Source organism: Segetibacter sp. (assembly GCF_025963695.1).
In the GTDB taxonomy this organism is placed as follows: domain Bacteria; phylum Bacteroidota; class Bacteroidia; order Chitinophagales; family Chitinophagaceae; genus Segetibacter.
This window is the reverse complement of record NZ_JAOQAH010000026.1, coordinates 1-14804: the sequence shown is the minus strand read 5'-3', so window position 1 is coordinate 14804 and position 14804 is coordinate 1. Positions and strand designations below refer to the sequence as shown.

Here is a 14804-nt window from a genome sequence, read left to right as displayed (position 1 = left end):
TCCCCGTTCTTGAAGCCATGCGGCAGTTGGTAACTGGCCGGTTGCGCAAGGCAGAGATACAGGCGGAGTTACGAAGGTCAATCAGCCAGTTGAATTTTGTGATCGGCAAGAAGGTGCAATAGAAGATTTTGGTAGCAGAGGTTAGAATATCTATGAGGCTTTTGTTGCGTCGCACTCTTGTACAGCATAACGTCATTGCGAGGAGGCACGACGAAGCAATCTGCTGCTGGAATGGAGGATAGTTGACAAAATATTGAGAGGCTTTTTTCTTTTCGAAACATTGTATAAATAAGAGCAGATTGCTTCGTGCCTCGCAATGACCGAGAAGTTTTGCACGCAAAGACGCAAAGGAATACAACGCAAAGACGCAAAGAAGAAAGATGTTTCGCTTAGGCTCCGTGTTCTCTGTGCTAAACTCTTGTATTTCTCTGTGGTAAATTTTTAAACCGCAGAGCGCGCAGAGGAAGAAACACGGGGGAACGCTAAGAGGGAAAAATACAACTCAAACTTTGCGCCTTTGCTTACTTAGCGCCTTTGGGTGAAAAAGACCACGCTGAATAAAGCGATACAAGTACAAGGGAGTGACACAACGATGTTGATAGATGATAGGATGTTGGTAACAAAAGAAAATATAACGACCACTAATAAAAACGGATAAATAAATGAAGCATCTTTTTCGAAACATATTTTTAATTACCTGCCTGGGGATTGTTGCTTCGTGCGGGGGCAAGAAGGAGGAGAAGCCAAAGCCGCCTGCTACGCAAAGTAATCCTGTAAAGGAGGGCGACCTGAATACGATTTCACTGACTGATAAGGCGGTGGAACGACTGGGTATAAAAACCTTTGAAGTTGTTGACCAGTTTGTTGGTAACAGCCGTGCATTTAGTGGCGAGGTGGTGGCTACTCCCGGCAAAATTATTACGGTGACTGCACCCGTTGCAGGTCAGCTAATGGCTTCTAGAAATGGTACTCAGCTAGCGCCGGGGCAACAGGTAACGAAAGGGCAACAGATTGCACGATTGGTTATACTTCCATCGGAAAGAGATCTATTGAGTGTGCAGGCCGATGTTACGCAAAGAGAAATTCAATATAACACAGCGGTGGAAAAGGTAAAACGTAACACCTTGTTATTTGAAGAACAGGCGGGAAGCTTACGTGCCAAGCAGGAAGCAGAAGCAGAACTTGCGGGCATTGCTGCGCAATTGAGAGTTGCACGTAACAGGTTGCAGTTATTGAAAGGCAATACGTCGCAGGCTTTGGCTGACCGAATGAGCACATTAAATTTGGAAGCCCCGATAAGTGGTGTGATACAAAAAGTGTATAGCAGCACTTCACAAGTATTGGCAACAGCAGCACCTATTGTTGATATTGTTTCGCTGCAAACTTTATGGATACGGGTTCCTGTTTATGCAGGTGATGAGGCTCAGATTAATGCACGTGAAAATGCTTTTGTACGTGGCTTATCAGATGCCGGTTCATCAGACAATGCTGTTGTGGCTCGCCCTGTAACAGGTCCGCAAACAAGCGACCCGTTGTCTACATCAATTGATTTATACTATGAAGTTGATAATAGTAAAGGCAACTTTAGACCAGGACAAAGAATAAGTGTTACACTTCCTTACAAGGGAACACAATCGGCATTGGTGGTTCCTTACTCAGCAATACTATACGACATTAGTGGAGGCACATGGGTGTATGAAAACACGGCTCCACGAACTTTTATAAGACGCAGAGTAAACGTATCGCGTGTAGCAAACGGAATGGCAATTTTACAACAAGGTCTTGCAATTGGCACCAAAGTAGTAACCGATGGTGCTGCTGAATTGTTCGGGACAGAATTTGGAGGAGGTAAATAATGAAGTGGTTAGTTGCAACATCATTGAGGTTAAGAGTTGTTATTGTTATACTGATGGGCTTGCTCATGGTAGTAGGCTACAACATTATAAAGAACGCGGCGTTCGACGTGTTTCCCGAATTTGCTCCGCCTTATGTGGAGATACAAGTGGAAGCTCCTGGATTATCAACTGCTGAAGTAGAAGCGCTGATTGCTGTTCCTATTGAGAACGCATTGAATGGTACACCAAAGACCACAAGGCTTCGTTCTAAATCTGTTTTAGGTCTTGCCTCTATTGTGCTCGACTTCGATAAAGGAACAGGTGTAGTGGAAGCAAGGCAACTGGTACAGGAAAGGCTTACACGTGTGGCAACACAATTGCCTGCCGTTGCTCGTCCACCGGTTATGCTAACCCCATTGTCTTCTACCAGCAGGGTATTGAAGATTGGAGTTAGTTCGAAGACGATGAGCCAAATGGATATGACCACGCAGGTACGGTGGACATTACGACCAAGGCTGATGGCTGTAAAAGGTGTAGCGAATGTTGCCATCTGGGGTCAACGGGACAGGCAGTTACAAGTGAAGGTTAATCCTGAAAGACTGTTCTCGAATAACCTGCAATTGGCGCAGGTAGTTACTGCTGTTCGCGATGCTGTGCAGCAGTTTGGCGGTGGCTTTGTTGATATGCCAAATCAACGGATGGCTGTATCGCATCTTCCAACAATTTACCACGCTGAAGACCTTGCAAAAATTACCGTAACCACAAACATAAAAAATGGATTACCTGTTCGTTTAGGCGAGCTGGCTGAAGTAACAGAAGGTTTTAGAGCCCCGATAGGTGATGCTGTTATTAACGATGGTCCCGGACTTTTGTTGATTGTTGAAAAGCAACCACAGGCAAACTCACTGGAAGTAACACGACAGGTGGAACAGGTTTTGGAAGAGATGAAACCCGGTATGAAAGGGATGGTGTTTGATAGTACCATCTTTCGCCCCGCAACTTTTATCGAGATGTCGTTGCATAACTTAAACCAGGCATTGCTAATTGGCTGTATTCTCGTCATCATTGTTTTATTCTTCTTTTTAAAAGACTGGCGTACAGCTTTGATAAGTGTGTTGGCTATACCATTATCGCTTGTAATAGCAATGATTGTATTAGACTACAGAGGTGGAACGATAGATACGATGGTGCTTGCAGGATTAGTAATTGCATTGGGTGAAGTGGTGGATGATGCGATTATTGACGTTGAAAATATTGTACGGCGATTAAAGCATAATGCGCTGTTGGCAGTACCATTGCCCGCTATACAAGTGGTGTTCAAAGCATCGATGGAAGTTAGAAGTGCAGTTGTGTACGGAAGCATGATTGTAGCATTGGTATTAATGCCTGTGTTCTTTTTACCTGGTATCTCCGGTTCATTCTTTCAGCCGCTGGCGTTGAGTTATATGCTTGCAATTATGGCTTCATTGTTTGTTGCATTAACGCTAACACCTGCTTTGTCACTGATACTTTTGAAGAATAGATATTCAAAAGCAAATGCTGCCGAACCAGAGAAAGAACCAAGGCCTGTACGGTATTTAAAGCCAAAGTATGACAGGTTCTTGCATCGCATTATTGCAAAGCCAAAGAGAGCATTTGCAATAGTTGTCACTACAGTGTTGCTGGCTTTTGGCAGTTCGTTTTTATTGGGTGAAGAGTTCTTACCGCACTTTAAAGAATATGATTTTTTAATGCATTGGGTGGAAAAGCCGGGAACCTCACTGGAAGCGATGACACGCATTACACAACGGGCAAGTAACGAGTTGAGAGCTATCCCCGGTGTAAGGAATTTTGGTGCACACATTGGTCGTGCAGAAGTTGCGGATGAAGTAGTCGGTCCAAACTTTACAGAGAACTGGATAAGTGTCGACCCTAAAGTGGACTATGAAGAAACGGTTGGTAAGATACAGGAGGTAGTGGATGGATATCCTGGCTTGTATCGTGATGTGCTTACCTACCTACGGGAAAGAGTGAAGGAAGTATTGACAGGTACGAGTGCAAGCATTGTTGTACGCATTTATGGAAGCGATTTGGCTGTGTTGCAAAACAAGGCAAAGGAAGTTGGAAAAGTTTTAGAGAAAGTAGATGGTGTGAGTGATTTGAAAGTGCAACCTCAAACCCTGGTTCCGCAGCTGGCAGTAAAGTTTAATGCTGATCATGCTGCAAGGTTTGGCATATCTGCCACCCAGGTTAGAAGTGCCATTAACACATTGGTAAACGGAACCAAGGTTGGTGAAATATACGAGGACCAAAAGATTTTTGACGTAGTGGTATGGGGAACTGATGACCAGCGGGGAAGCATTGAAAACATCAGGAATTTATTGATTGATATTCCAAATGGTGGCAGGGTTCCTTTAAAAGATGTGGCTGAAGTGTATGTTGCACCAACACCAAATGAAATAACGAGAGAACAATCATCGAGAAGAATAGATGTAACCTGTAATACAAAAGGTAGAGACTTAGGTGCGGTGGCAAAAGATATAAATGCACAACTGAAAGGTGTAACGTGGGACGCAGGTTATCATCCTGAAATATTAGGGGAGTATGCAGAGCGTCAAAAATCCCAATCGCGTTTGTATAGCTTGATGTTATTGTCGCTGTTAGGCATTTATCTTATTCTTTATGCAGATTTTAAATCATACCGGATTGCTTCACTTATTTTATTAAGCCTTCCCTTTGCATTGTCAGGATGTATTATAGCAGCATGGATTTCAGGAGGCGTATTGTCATTAGGTTCATTGGTAGGTTTTGTTACGGTAATAGGTATAGCCGCACGAAATGCAATCATGCTTATCAGTCATTACCGGCACTTAGAAACAGAAGAAGGCGAAACGTTTAACCTGCACATGATTGTACGGGGCGCAATGGAACGGATGACACCAATATTAATGACGGCGATAGCTGCAGCGCTTGCCTTGATGCCAATTATTATTGGCGGAAACAAACCAGGGCATGAAATAGAATACCCGATGGCCATTGTAATCGTAGGAGGACTGATAACCTCTACTATTTTGAACCTGTTTTTTCTGCCTTTGATTTATTGGAGGTTTGGAAAGGATAGGAAGAGACTGGGGGAAGCAAAGGTGAATGAGGATGATATTGTGTTGGAATAAGAAGGAAGCTATAGTTCGGGTTTTCAACAATCCACCCTGTTTCAATTTATTGTATTGAATAACCATAAATTTTAAAAAATGAAAAATCTCCTTGTATTGATTGTTTTGTCTACTACAGTTGTTTGCTGTAATGAGCACGAGTTGAAAGAAAAGGATGTGCCTGCCTCTGTTAAGGAAGCGTTTAAAAAACAGTTTCCCGAGGCAAAAGAGGTTGAATGGAATAACGAGGAAGGCAAGTTTGAAGCGTCTTATGAACAAAATGACAAAGAAATGAGCACTGTATTTTCGGCAGCAGGAGTAGCAGAGGAAACGGAAATTGAGATAAAAAAAGAAGAATTGCCTGCCGCTGCGTTAACCTATATCTCTCAAAACTATAAAGACGAAAAGATTGACGAAACAGCAAAAATTACAAAGGCGAATGGCGAGATAAATTTTGAAGCAGAAGTAAAAAAAACCGACTTAATATTTGATGCAAATGGAAACTTTTTATTGAGTAAGGACGTAAAAGAAGAAGACAAGGATTAACATCGTCCTATCAGGTAATTACAAAGAAACTTTGAAAGTACATGCCTAAAGAAAAAAGCAGCAAATTACCCCTGGTAATCTCTATTGCAACTATTGTATTTGTAGTATTGTGCTGGTTCATTTTTCCGCCCTTCAGGGAATTTTCAAAAAATGCTTTCGAAATAATTACAAGCGGCGACAAGCAAAGGATAAAAACATGGGTTGATAGCTTTGGCTTTTGGGGTCCGTTCATCATTATTGTAGCCATGATTGTGCAGCTATTTTTGATAGTTGTCAGCACAGTGTTTTTAATGCTGGTCGCCATTTTATGTTATGGTCCAATATGGGGTTCTTTAATTGCGTTGGCTGGTCTTTTTGGCGCTTCTACTGTTGGATACTTTATAGGTAAGCTGGTGGGCAAAGAGGCAGCCGAAAAATTAATGGGACAGAAAACAAGCGACAAAGTCCGCAGGCTGATTGACAAACATGGATACAAGGCGGTTATATTAATCAGGTTAACCCCCGTCTCAAGCAACGATGCCATTAGCTTTATTGCCGGTGTGGCAAACATGAATTACTTTAAATTTATTGCAGCCACATTTATTGGTATACTTCCGTTAACCATCTTACTGGCGTGGCTAGGCGAAGACTGGGAACGACTTAAAATAGGTTTGATTTGGATTTCAATTACAGCAATTGCAGGGTTTATTATCTATACTATTTACCAAAAACAGCGTAAAAAAAAGCTTAGCCAAAGCAAATAGCACAACCTGGGGATGTAGACTAAATAGTGCACAAATACATAGAAGATATACCTGGAAAACAGAAAAGCCTGCAGCAGAATTGCCGTTGAAAGACTTTGTTAATTGTTGCAATAGAACATCTTCCGGATTAAGAAACCTCTGCTAATAATATATGAAAAAGAAGTAGGATATAGGTTCGTACTTAAATTAAAAATTCTCTCAGATTTACAATATTCCTTATAACACAGACGTTAATAAATTAAAACCAAAACTAATTAAAGGAGTAGGTGTAAAACTAAAAAAAAATGAGAAGAATTTTTTTAAAGCCGACTGTGTTAGCGCTGATGGCAGTCGTTTTACTTTCAGGTTGCGCTTCAATTGTAAGTAAATCCTCTTATCCCGTTTCCATTCGTACAAACCCTGTCGGGGCAACAGTTAGCATAACCGATAAAAAGGGTAAAGAAGTTTATAAGGGGCAGAGTCCTGCTACCGTAACTTTAAAATCTGGAGCTGGCTTCTTTTCTAAAGCAGAATACCAGGTAAAACTATCATCGACAGGCTTTGGTGAAAAGGTTGTTCCAATTAACTTCAAGCTAAATGGCTGGTACTTTGGAAACTTATTATTAGGAGGTGTAGTCGGTATGCTAATTATTGACCCAGCTACAGGTGCTATGTGGAAAATTCAGGATCCGGTAATAGATGAAATTTTAGTTAAATCAATTGCGGCCATTTCTACTACTCCGACTTTAAATATTGTCGACATAAAGGATATCTCAACGGAATTGAGATCACACCTTGTAAGGGTTAAGTAAGAGATAGCCACCTTAATAGAAAGTACAAAGCCTTAGAAGTCGTCTCTTCTAAGGCTTTGTGGTGAATTGTCCGGCCTAAAAAAGTAAACTACGAATAAGTTGTTCATTATTCGCCCTACTCGCACAACTAGTGACACAACGGGGCTGCTTGAAATGCCAGGATTGAACAAGCCAACTAAAATTATAGAAGGTTTAAAACAATTTGCGCCGTTGCCAAAATCAGGTTATCCTACTTCTAAAACTTTGGGCAGGGTAATCCCCGGCTGCCTGGAGTCTTTTTAATGTATATAAGGGAAATTTCTATTCCACCTCTGGACTGCGATGCTGCCTTTAAGGACGAGGTATTTACATCGTAAGTAGCTCCAAGACGAAAATCGCTAAACTCAAGGCCGATATAGGGAATTAATGCGTCGTTTAATCGTGCCCATCCTCCAAAATATATACTCGTCGGTTTGTCGCCTTCTGCAAAGGGCACTTCATAAGCTCCGCCAAGAACAGTTTCGTGTGCACCTGCCTGCATGCTGTACAGCGCACTTAAGTGAATGGTGCCGCTGTTTCCAGCCGGAAAATAGCCCCCGCCGTGAAAGGTAGTTCTGGGGTTTAGCAGAAAGAAAGTGCCGGTAAAGTATTGTTTTGGCCTTGTAATGTGGTACATGGAAATACCAGCATAAAAATTATTTTTGTCCGTCGTACTTCCACTGTAAAGCACTCCTGCATTCAGGTCAAAATAGCTGTTTTTTAGAGTGGAGTTACTGAATACTTCAGAGGTTGTTCCGGTAAAACCAAAAGGAGTAAGTTGATCTTCAAATTTAAGGTCAGAAACATTTAGCAGCATATTGCTGTAAGTCGCCTGGAACCCTGCTCCAATTTGCGAAAATCCGTCTTCGTCCAAACCCTTATGAAAAGCCGTTGATACAGACAGGTAGTTGAACTTTAAGGCGCTATTGGCGCTTTGGTCAGAAAAACCCATTACCCCTAACCCCCAGGTATCGGTTGAAGAAATGTGGTTGCGCATAATAGGCATATCAGCAGAAACGGTAGTAGTAGTAAATGCACGGTTTATTGTGGGCCATTGGTTTCTATAGTTTCCTGTAACACGAAGGTCTCCGTCAAACTTGCCCGTTAAAGCAGGGTTTAATGTGAGAGGCGAGGCAAAGAATTGGGAAAAGTGAGGGTCTTGTGCCTCTACTCTACATAGGGAGCAAACAAAAATCAATAGGAAAAAAATTTTTGGCATCAATGGTAGTTAACTGTTCTAGTAGACATATCTAATGTACAACTTGTTGCTTTAACCCAATATTTTACTGTAATTACATTTGCATTTTTGTACCAAATGCAAGATCACCGGCATCGCCCATACCTGGAACGATATATCCCTTTGCAGTCAGTTCGTCATCTATTTCACCACACCAAATTTTCACCTCAGGTTCCTCCCTTTGCACAAACTCAATCCCTACGGTACATGCTATCGCCGTCACTACATGTATTTGCGCCGGAGCACCTTCATTTTTCATAAACTGTATTGTTTTTACAAGCGACGAACCTGTTGCCAACATTGGATCGCTGATGATTACGATCCTCCCTTCAAGCGGGGGACAGCTCATATACTCCAGGTTGATCTCAAAACTTCCGTCGTGCTTATGCTTGCGGTATGCCGATATAAATGCATTATCAGCACGGTCGAAATAATTCAGCATACCTGTATGCATTGGTAATCCCGCCCTTAATATCGTGGCCAGGACCGGCTGCTCTTTTAGTCTTTTGCAGTTAGCAATTCCTAGTGGTGTTTGTATTTCAACTTCCTCCCATTCTAACTGCTGGCTTATTTCGTATGCAGCCACTTCTGCTATTCTTTCAAGATTGCGCCTAAATCGCATTCTGTCGGTCTGTATTTCTGAGCTTCTCAATTCACCTACCCAGTTGCTTACCAAACTATGCTGTTCACTTAAATTAATTACCATAATAAAATTGCAGATTTCAATTGTAGATTGCGCTCGAAAATTACAGCAAATCCCTCATCCCGCTACTAAAATCTTAAATATAAATGTTTTACCGAGTTATAGGAATCATGAGCGGTTCATCGCTTGACGGCTTAGATATTGCTTTTGTCGAATTTGAAGAAACAGGCAGAAAATGGAGCTATGAAATTAAGGCGGCAAGATGTCTTCCTTACCCTATTGAATGGTTTCAAAAACTTCAAAACCCAACAGCGCTTTCAGCCTATGATTATCTATTGTTGCATACCGGCTACGGCAAATATATTGGCGAGCAGGTAAACGCTTTTATAGACGACTTTGATCTTCATCACAAAATTCAGTTGATATCGTCACACGGACATACCACATTTCATTCTCCCTTAGAAGGAATGACAGCACAGTTGGGAGACGGGGCAGCTATTGCGGCTACAACGCAGATAAATGTAGTAAGCGATTTGCGCGCTATGGATGTTGCATTTGGAGGACAAGGTGCGCCTATCGTTCCCATCGGTGAGAAATTGTTATTGGATGACTACACTTACTTTCTGAACCTTGGCGGAATTGCAAATTTGTCTTATAAAAGTCCAAACGGATACATAGCGTTTGATATTTGTGCTGCCAACCGCGTTCTCAATATGCTGGCAAAAGCTGAAGGGAAAGAATTTGATGATGGTGGTGCTATTGCTGCAGCTGGAAGGGTGTACACTCCTTTGTTGACGAGACTAAATACATTGAACTACTACTCGCTTCCTTATCCTAAATCGCTCGCAAATACTTTTGGTACCGATGAAGTTTTTCCACTTGTCAATGATTTTGATATATCAACAAGCGATAAGCTGAGAACTTATGTGGAGCATGTGGTAATGCAAATTGGCTACGCTGTACAAAAGGTTGGAGTTAATCCAGATGCAGCTACTAATAAACTACTGGCAACAGGCGGCGGTGCTTTCAATACTTTTCTTGTACAACGTCTTACTCAAACACTTAAGGCTTTCAACATCGGGGTGGTAGTGCCAGATGCAATGTTGATTAATTATAAGGAAGCATTGATAATGGCTTTAATTGGTGTATTGAGATGGCGCGAAGAATATAACGTCCTGGATACGGTGACCGGCGCAAGCCGAAGTAGCATTGGCGGAGCGGTATGGATAGGACAAGAGGCTTAGATGAAATTGTGTAGGTAACACCAATCGGAACTGAACTTACAACGTATTTGTTTTTTTTAGTACAAGCCTTACAACTCCGATGAATCATTTGTTGCGTCGCATTTCGTTCGTCTTACGTACTTCTATTACACTTTTTTAAAAAATACCACATCTCTTCATAAGCTGAAAAGCAGAAAATGGTACAAGTGAGTGACACAACAATGCTGATTAAAGAGCTTCGGCAGAATAAGAAATAAATACCCGCTAATAACAGAATGTACACCTTATCTATTTGTGTTAAAGCAGTCTTGTTTAGTGCTAAGCTTTTTGAGCCCGTTTTAGTCTATTATAATACTTCTTTAAGATCTCTTCGATATTCTGAAAGCTATTGTTTAAAAAGTCGCTTACATCACTTTCAGCAACCCATTTCAGTTCTGTGATATCTTCTTCTAATTGTGGAACCAGTTCCTGGTTGCCTGCAACTTTCATTTCAAACCAATGTGTTTCTTTTTCTATTTCCTTGCCTTTTTCCTGATAGTAATGGGTTGTTACGCCCACCAGTTCACCCAGCTGAATATTTTTCAAGCCGGTTTCTTCTTCAACTTCCCTTACAGCACAGTCTTCTATTTTTTCGCCGTCTTCAAGCTTGCCTTTTGGTAAATCCCATTTTCCTCTTCGCAATTGAAATAAAACTTCACTTCGTTCATTGCTTACTATTCCGCCGCCGGCTGTAATCTTAACTGCCATAAAAATATTTTAAGCAAAGAAACAAAAACCGGCCATATAGTTAGGCATACTATCTCAATTAGCTTTAGCACTAACTTCGTGTGATGACTAATAAAAATGGTGTAGCTGAAAAATTATTACAAACCGGGGCAGTTCAATTAAGGCCTCATGATCCTTATACCTGGGCGAGTGGTTGGAAAAGCCCGATCTATTGTGACAACAGGAAAATTTTGTCTTTTCCATACATCAGGGAGTATATTAAGAGTGAGATGTGCAACGTTATATTTGAAAAATATCCTGATGCAGATTTAATAGCGGGTGTAGCAACCGCTGGGATAGCATGGGGCGCTATGGCAGCAGACCAGTTGAAACTACCTTTTATATATGTCAGGCCTAAACCCAAAGAGCATGGACTGGCCAATCAAATTGAAGGTGCATTTCAACCAGGTCAGAAAACCGTAGTTGTCGAAGATTTAATTTCTACTGGTAAAAGTAGCCTGCAGGTGGTAGATGTTTTAAGAAAAGCAGGAGTAGACATTGTAGGGATGGTGTCGATATTTTCGTACGGATTTGACGAAGCAAATAAAAATTTTACAGATGCCGGAGTTGAATACCAGTCTTTAACTGATTACGCTACATTAATTAACATTGGTTTAGAGAAGGGTAAAATAGAATCCGGGTCAGAAACTCTATTATTGCAATGGCGAAAAGATCCTGCAAACTGGAAAGGAGTGCCCGCTGTTTAGTGGAGAGCCCAGTCTTATTTGCTGCATTGGCTTATTGAACACTTACTCTAAAACATTACATTAAATACAAGATATAATATGAAAAGAATGCTGCTCTTAGCCGTCATCCTGGTAGGATTTTCGGTTGCAACTTTTGCTCAGAATCGTAAGCCGGAATGGGCCACAATAAAAACTCCGAGTCTGAGATGTTGGGAATGCAAGAAAAGGTTGGAGGACTATATGGCGCGCGAAATTGCTCAAACGGAAAGCGGTATTATTAAAACACAAATTAATTTGCTCAGTGGAACCACCCGTGTTCAATATTGGCCTGACAGGGTTAATCTAAATTACATCCAAACAGCTTTTGCAAATGCCGGTTTCGATGCAGATGATATTAAGGCAGAACCAGACAGTTATAAAAAACTTCCACCTGCTTGTAAAAGAGTAGAAGAAGGCGGCGGACCGCAAAAAGGTAAGCCGTGCCATATGCAGCCTTTTTAAAAACTGCTGAAGATTTTATAATCATCATACAAAATTTGTCCGGTTATACAAGTAACCGGTTTTTTGTTTTTAAAACAGTAAAAGTTTTCCTGACATCTATTCTCCAAACAATTTATTTTCTTCTTTTGCCACATGAGCACTTCTACAGATCCCTTACACGGTAAAACACTGGAAATGATTTTGACTGAATTAGTCGACTTCTACGGATGGAAAGACTTAGGTCAGATTATTAAGATCAACTGTTTTAATAGTGATCCCAGCATAAAGTCGAGTCTGACCTTTCTTAGAAAAACTGGTTGGGCCCGAAAAAAGGTGGAAGATTTGTACGTTAGGTCTATCGGCCAGAAGTGAGAAAGCGAAAAGTTGTATCTCTTTTCTCACATTACGGTATAATTACAAGAAGTTTGTATTTCCAACACAATATTTACCTGGTAGTTCTCCTATAGGGATTATAATTTTTTTTATTCATGAAGAAAGTAGTTTTAATTGTTACCATTATACTTTGTTTTAATTCTGTATTTTCTCAACAAAAGCCATTAACCGAAAACTTTCTGAGTAATGTGGGAGATACAGTGGTTGTGTTAGGAAAAATATATGGAGGAGCGTTTCTGGTACATGTAAAAACAAAACCAACTTTTTTAAACCTGGGCGATACTAATCCTTCTCACCGCTTAATGATAAGAATAGAGCCAGAAGACAGGGGAAAATTTCCGTCGCCTCCAGAAATTTTTTTTTTAAATAAAGTAGTGCAGGTAACTGGAAGGTTACAAGAGTATAAAGGTGCTGCGCTGATACAGGTGTCGGAACCTGGAATGATAAAGACCGATTTTTCTCCGAGCACTGCCAATGAAAGTGATACAGGCACGAAAAACGGCGCTGCAGGTATAGCGGTAGCCGCAACAACAAACTTTTCTCGTCAGATTACCGCGTCTTTAAGATTGATTGTTCCTGATTCTATTTTGCAAACAACGTGGATAAAAAGTGTAGCTGAAAAAGCCGCTGAAGAAAAGAAAAGGAATGTACATGTTGTACAAAAAAGAATTGATCTAAGAACGGCACCCGTTGCTGATGCACCTCTTATAGCGGAGTTGAAGCCAGGCTTGCTTGTCTCTATTCTATATACTTCAAGAAAGTGGAGCTACGTTAGCATTGCTTCGGTAGATGGATACAATAATGTTAACGGGTTTATTAAGCATAAAAGGTTTAAACATTTAAGAAAGTTGCCGGTGCCATAAAGTGCTTTATGGTTTCGTGCTAAAACTAATCGCTTCTGTTAGACTGCCTTTTCTGCTCGTTTCTCCATAAAGGCCGACATAGCTACTTTAACCATTTATTTTAATTGCATAAATTAATTTTAGAAAGTGAAATCAATACTTAGAAGGCTGGTTGCGCCTGTTATTTTAATTTTAATTACTGTTGCTGGTTCTGCCCAGAGAAAAATGATAGATGGATTGTTGCGTGACAGTACTACGCTTTTCCCCATTGGAAACGGAACTATTACCAATAGTACAATTAGTAAAACTGTTAAATCTAATAACAACGGATATTTTAAAATAGAAGCAGGGCCTAACGATTTTATCTATGCTTCTGCCAAATCTTATCGTTTTGATACGCTGAAGTATTCTTTGATGTTTACAGATACCATCACTATTTATTTATCCTTTTCGGGAAATGTGCTTCCGTCGGTTACTGTGAAAGGACAGTATTCGAGGTACCAGCTGGATAGTATTGCGAGAAAGAAAGATTTTGACGAAAGCAGGGGAACTGTTCAGAAAACGCTTTCTTCAGACCATCCTTCTGGCTTTGGCCTTACGTTTAATCTCGATAAGGTTTTTAAAAAGAAGTACAGAAACCAGGGTTCAGAGACAAGAACTTTTTCTTTGCTTGAAAAGATGGAATACATCAATTACCGTTTTTCCCCAAACCTGGTTGCTTATTTTACAGGCTATAAAGGTGATAAGCTAAAAGATTTCATGAGCTTATATACTCCTTCCTTCGAATGGTTGAGGCGGCATCCATCAAATGAAGATGTGCTGTATTATATCAATGACAAGTTGAAGCTTTATAAAGCCACTGCTGGGAAGTAGAAGCTTTTATTCTAGTTATGTAGAATGGGCATGCATTTAAGCCTTTTTTCAAAACTTGCTCAAACTCACGGCAGAGCTCAAGCCGCTGGGCTTCGTTCTTGCAACGCGACTCCACCGGCTTGTTTCCGACACTGCTTCGCATGTGTCGGAATGCCGTCGCTTCGCTTGGCACCCAACCCGCTGATGTCGCTTATGCAAGAACTGTTGCAGGAGCGAATATTATTTAAACAGTTTTAATGGTTCATTTAACGAATTACAGCTTTCCTCATTACATCGTAAAGCTTTTTCGGGGCTTCTTTTAATTGAAACTGAAGCTACACAAAGATTTTCCGACGAACGAAATGCGACGCAACGATGAACAATTGAAATACAAAGGCCAGTACCAAAAAAGCTTTAAATCCCTCTTTTTGTTCTGTACCCACGCTTCCTCTTTCGTTTAACATCAAGTTTGCAAATTTCCTCAGAATCGCTTCAGAAGTGGATGGTAAGATTGCATTGTAATTAAATCTAAACTTAAAATTTTTGAAGCCATGACAGCAAAACAATTGGTAGCAGTAGTTCTGGTAAGTGCGGCTACTTCAGTTGGAAGTGTTTTGGG

General features: G+C 40.8%; 14 protein-coding genes. 11 read left to right on the top strand and 3 right to left on the bottom strand.

Annotated elements, in window-relative coordinates; translation table 11 throughout:
• The first annotated feature begins 662 nt into the window (after nucleotides 1–662).
• From JWR87_RS03095 to JWR87_RS03075, 5 genes are all read left to right on the top strand, one after another.
• Entirely contained in the window at nucleotides 663–1856 is a 1194-nt protein-coding gene (locus tag JWR87_RS03095) for an efflux RND transporter periplasmic adaptor subunit (RefSeq protein WP_297815472.1), read from the top strand.
• Complete coding sequence (locus JWR87_RS03090; RefSeq protein WP_297815470.1) at nucleotides 1856–4987, top strand: efflux RND transporter permease subunit; 3132 nt, start codon at nucleotides 1856–1858, stop codon at nucleotides 4985–4987. Before JWR87_RS03095 ends, JWR87_RS03090 begins: the two co-directional genes overlap by 1 nt.
• A 78-nt stretch (nucleotides 4988–5065) precedes the next feature.
• Nucleotides 5066–5512, top strand: a complete 447-nt coding sequence (locus JWR87_RS03085; RefSeq protein ID WP_297815468.1) for a PepSY-like domain-containing protein — start codon at nucleotides 5066–5068, stop codon at nucleotides 5510–5512.
• Nucleotides 5513–5553: 41 nt separating this feature from the next.
• Nucleotides 5554–6255 (top strand): TVP38/TMEM64 family protein, encoded by a 702-nt coding sequence (locus tag JWR87_RS03080; protein ID WP_297815466.1) that lies wholly within the window; start codon nucleotides 5554–5556, stop codon nucleotides 6253–6255.
• 284 nt (nucleotides 6256–6539) lie between these two features.
• A complete protein-coding gene (locus tag JWR87_RS03075; protein ID WP_297815464.1) occupies nucleotides 6540–7046 on the top strand; it encodes a PEGA domain-containing protein in 507 nt (168 codons plus the stop codon).
• A 235-nt stretch (nucleotides 7047–7281) separates the two neighbouring features.
• On the opposite strand, the gene JWR87_RS03070 is transcribed toward JWR87_RS03075, so the two are convergent.
• The gene (locus JWR87_RS03070; protein ID WP_297815462.1) at nucleotides 7282–8283 is read right to left on the bottom strand and encodes a PorP/SprF family type IX secretion system membrane protein; all 1002 of its coding nucleotides are present in this window, start codon (nucleotides 8281–8283) and stop codon (nucleotides 7282–7284) included.
• Nucleotides 8284–8356: 73 nt separating this feature from the next.
• Complete coding sequence (upp, locus tag JWR87_RS03065) at nucleotides 8357–9007, bottom strand: uracil phosphoribosyltransferase (RefSeq protein WP_297815460.1); 651 nt, start codon at nucleotides 9005–9007, stop codon at nucleotides 8357–8359.
• A gap of 83 nt (nucleotides 9008–9090) precedes the next feature.
• Here upp and JWR87_RS03060 point away from each other — a divergent pair, with 83 nt between their 5' ends.
• Complete coding sequence (locus JWR87_RS03060; RefSeq protein ID WP_297815458.1) at nucleotides 9091–10188, top strand: anhydro-N-acetylmuramic acid kinase; 1098 nt, start codon at nucleotides 9091–9093, stop codon at nucleotides 10186–10188.
• Between the two features lie 297 nt (nucleotides 10189–10485).
• On the opposite strand, the gene JWR87_RS03055 is transcribed toward JWR87_RS03060, so the two are convergent.
• On the bottom strand, nucleotides 10486–10914 hold the full coding sequence (locus JWR87_RS03055; RefSeq protein WP_297815456.1) for an NUDIX domain-containing protein: 429 nt from the start codon (nucleotides 10912–10914) through the stop codon (nucleotides 10486–10488).
• An 83-nt stretch (nucleotides 10915–10997) separates the two neighbouring features.
• On the opposite strand from JWR87_RS03055, the gene pyrE reads away from it, so the two are divergent.
• The 5 genes from pyrE to JWR87_RS03030 all read left to right on the top strand — a co-directional run bounded on the left by pyrE (nucleotide 10998) and on the right by JWR87_RS03030 (nucleotide 14206).
• Nucleotides 10998–11639 carry an orotate phosphoribosyltransferase gene (gene pyrE / locus JWR87_RS03050; protein ID WP_297815453.1) on the top strand — a complete coding sequence of 214 codons (642 nt, stop codon included), beginning with the start codon at nucleotides 10998–11000 and terminating at the stop codon, nucleotides 11637–11639.
• Nucleotides 11640–11717: 78 nt separating this feature from the next.
• Entirely contained in the window at nucleotides 11718–12119 is a 402-nt protein-coding gene (locus tag JWR87_RS03045) for a copper chaperone (protein ID WP_297815451.1), read from the top strand.
• 132 nt (nucleotides 12120–12251) lie between these two features.
• Nucleotides 12252–12470, top strand: a complete 219-nt coding sequence (locus JWR87_RS03040) for a VF530 family protein (RefSeq protein ID WP_297815449.1) — start codon at nucleotides 12252–12254, stop codon at nucleotides 12468–12470.
• Between the two features lie 116 nt (nucleotides 12471–12586).
• Nucleotides 12587–13354, top strand: coding sequence for a hypothetical protein (locus JWR87_RS03035; protein ID WP_297815447.1), 768 nt, complete (start codon nucleotides 12587–12589; stop codon nucleotides 13352–13354).
• A gap of 126 nt (nucleotides 13355–13480) precedes the next feature.
• Nucleotides 13481–14206: a hypothetical protein gene (locus JWR87_RS03030; RefSeq protein ID WP_297815443.1), complete on the top strand. Its 726-nt coding sequence runs from the start codon at nucleotides 13481–13483 to the stop codon at nucleotides 14204–14206.
• Nucleotides 14207–14804 lie beyond the last annotated feature (598 nt).

What these genes read in the sequence shown, in the direction of transcription:
- JWR87_RS03095 (WP_297815472.1), top strand. Translation starts at nt 663, where the DNA reads ATGAAGCATCTTTTTCGAAACATATTTTTAATTACCTGCCTGGGGATT.
- JWR87_RS03090 (WP_297815470.1), top strand. Translation starts at nt 1,856, where the DNA reads ATGAAGTGGTTAGTTGCAACATCATTGAGGTTAAGAGTTGTTATTGTT.
- JWR87_RS03085 (WP_297815468.1), top strand. Translation starts at nt 5,066, where the DNA reads ATGAAAAATCTCCTTGTATTGATTGTTTTGTCTACTACAGTTGTTTGC.
- JWR87_RS03080 (WP_297815466.1), top strand. Translation starts at nt 5,554, where the DNA reads ATGCCTAAAGAAAAAAGCAGCAAATTACCCCTGGTAATCTCTATTGCA.
- JWR87_RS03075 (WP_297815464.1), top strand. Translation starts at nt 6,540, where the DNA reads ATGAGAAGAATTTTTTTAAAGCCGACTGTGTTAGCGCTGATGGCAGTC.
- JWR87_RS03070 (WP_297815462.1), bottom strand. Translation starts at nt 8,283, where the DNA reads ATGCCAAAAATTTTTTTCCTATTGATTTTTGTTTGCTCCCTATGTAGA.
- upp (WP_297815460.1), bottom strand. Translation starts at nt 9,007, where the DNA reads ATGGTAATTAATTTAAGTGAACAGCATAGTTTGGTAAGCAACTGGGTA.
- JWR87_RS03060 (WP_297815458.1), top strand. Translation starts at nt 9,091, where the DNA reads ATGTTTTACCGAGTTATAGGAATCATGAGCGGTTCATCGCTTGACGGC.
- JWR87_RS03055 (WP_297815456.1), bottom strand. Translation starts at nt 10,914, where the DNA reads ATGGCAGTTAAGATTACAGCCGGCGGCGGAATAGTAAGCAATGAACGA.
- pyrE (WP_297815453.1), top strand. Translation starts at nt 10,998, where the DNA reads ATGACTAATAAAAATGGTGTAGCTGAAAAATTATTACAAACCGGGGCA.
- JWR87_RS03045 (WP_297815451.1), top strand. Translation starts at nt 11,718, where the DNA reads ATGAAAAGAATGCTGCTCTTAGCCGTCATCCTGGTAGGATTTTCGGTT.
- JWR87_RS03040 (WP_297815449.1), top strand. Translation starts at nt 12,252, where the DNA reads ATGAGCACTTCTACAGATCCCTTACACGGTAAAACACTGGAAATGATT.
- JWR87_RS03035 (WP_297815447.1), top strand. Translation starts at nt 12,587, where the DNA reads ATGAAGAAAGTAGTTTTAATTGTTACCATTATACTTTGTTTTAATTCT.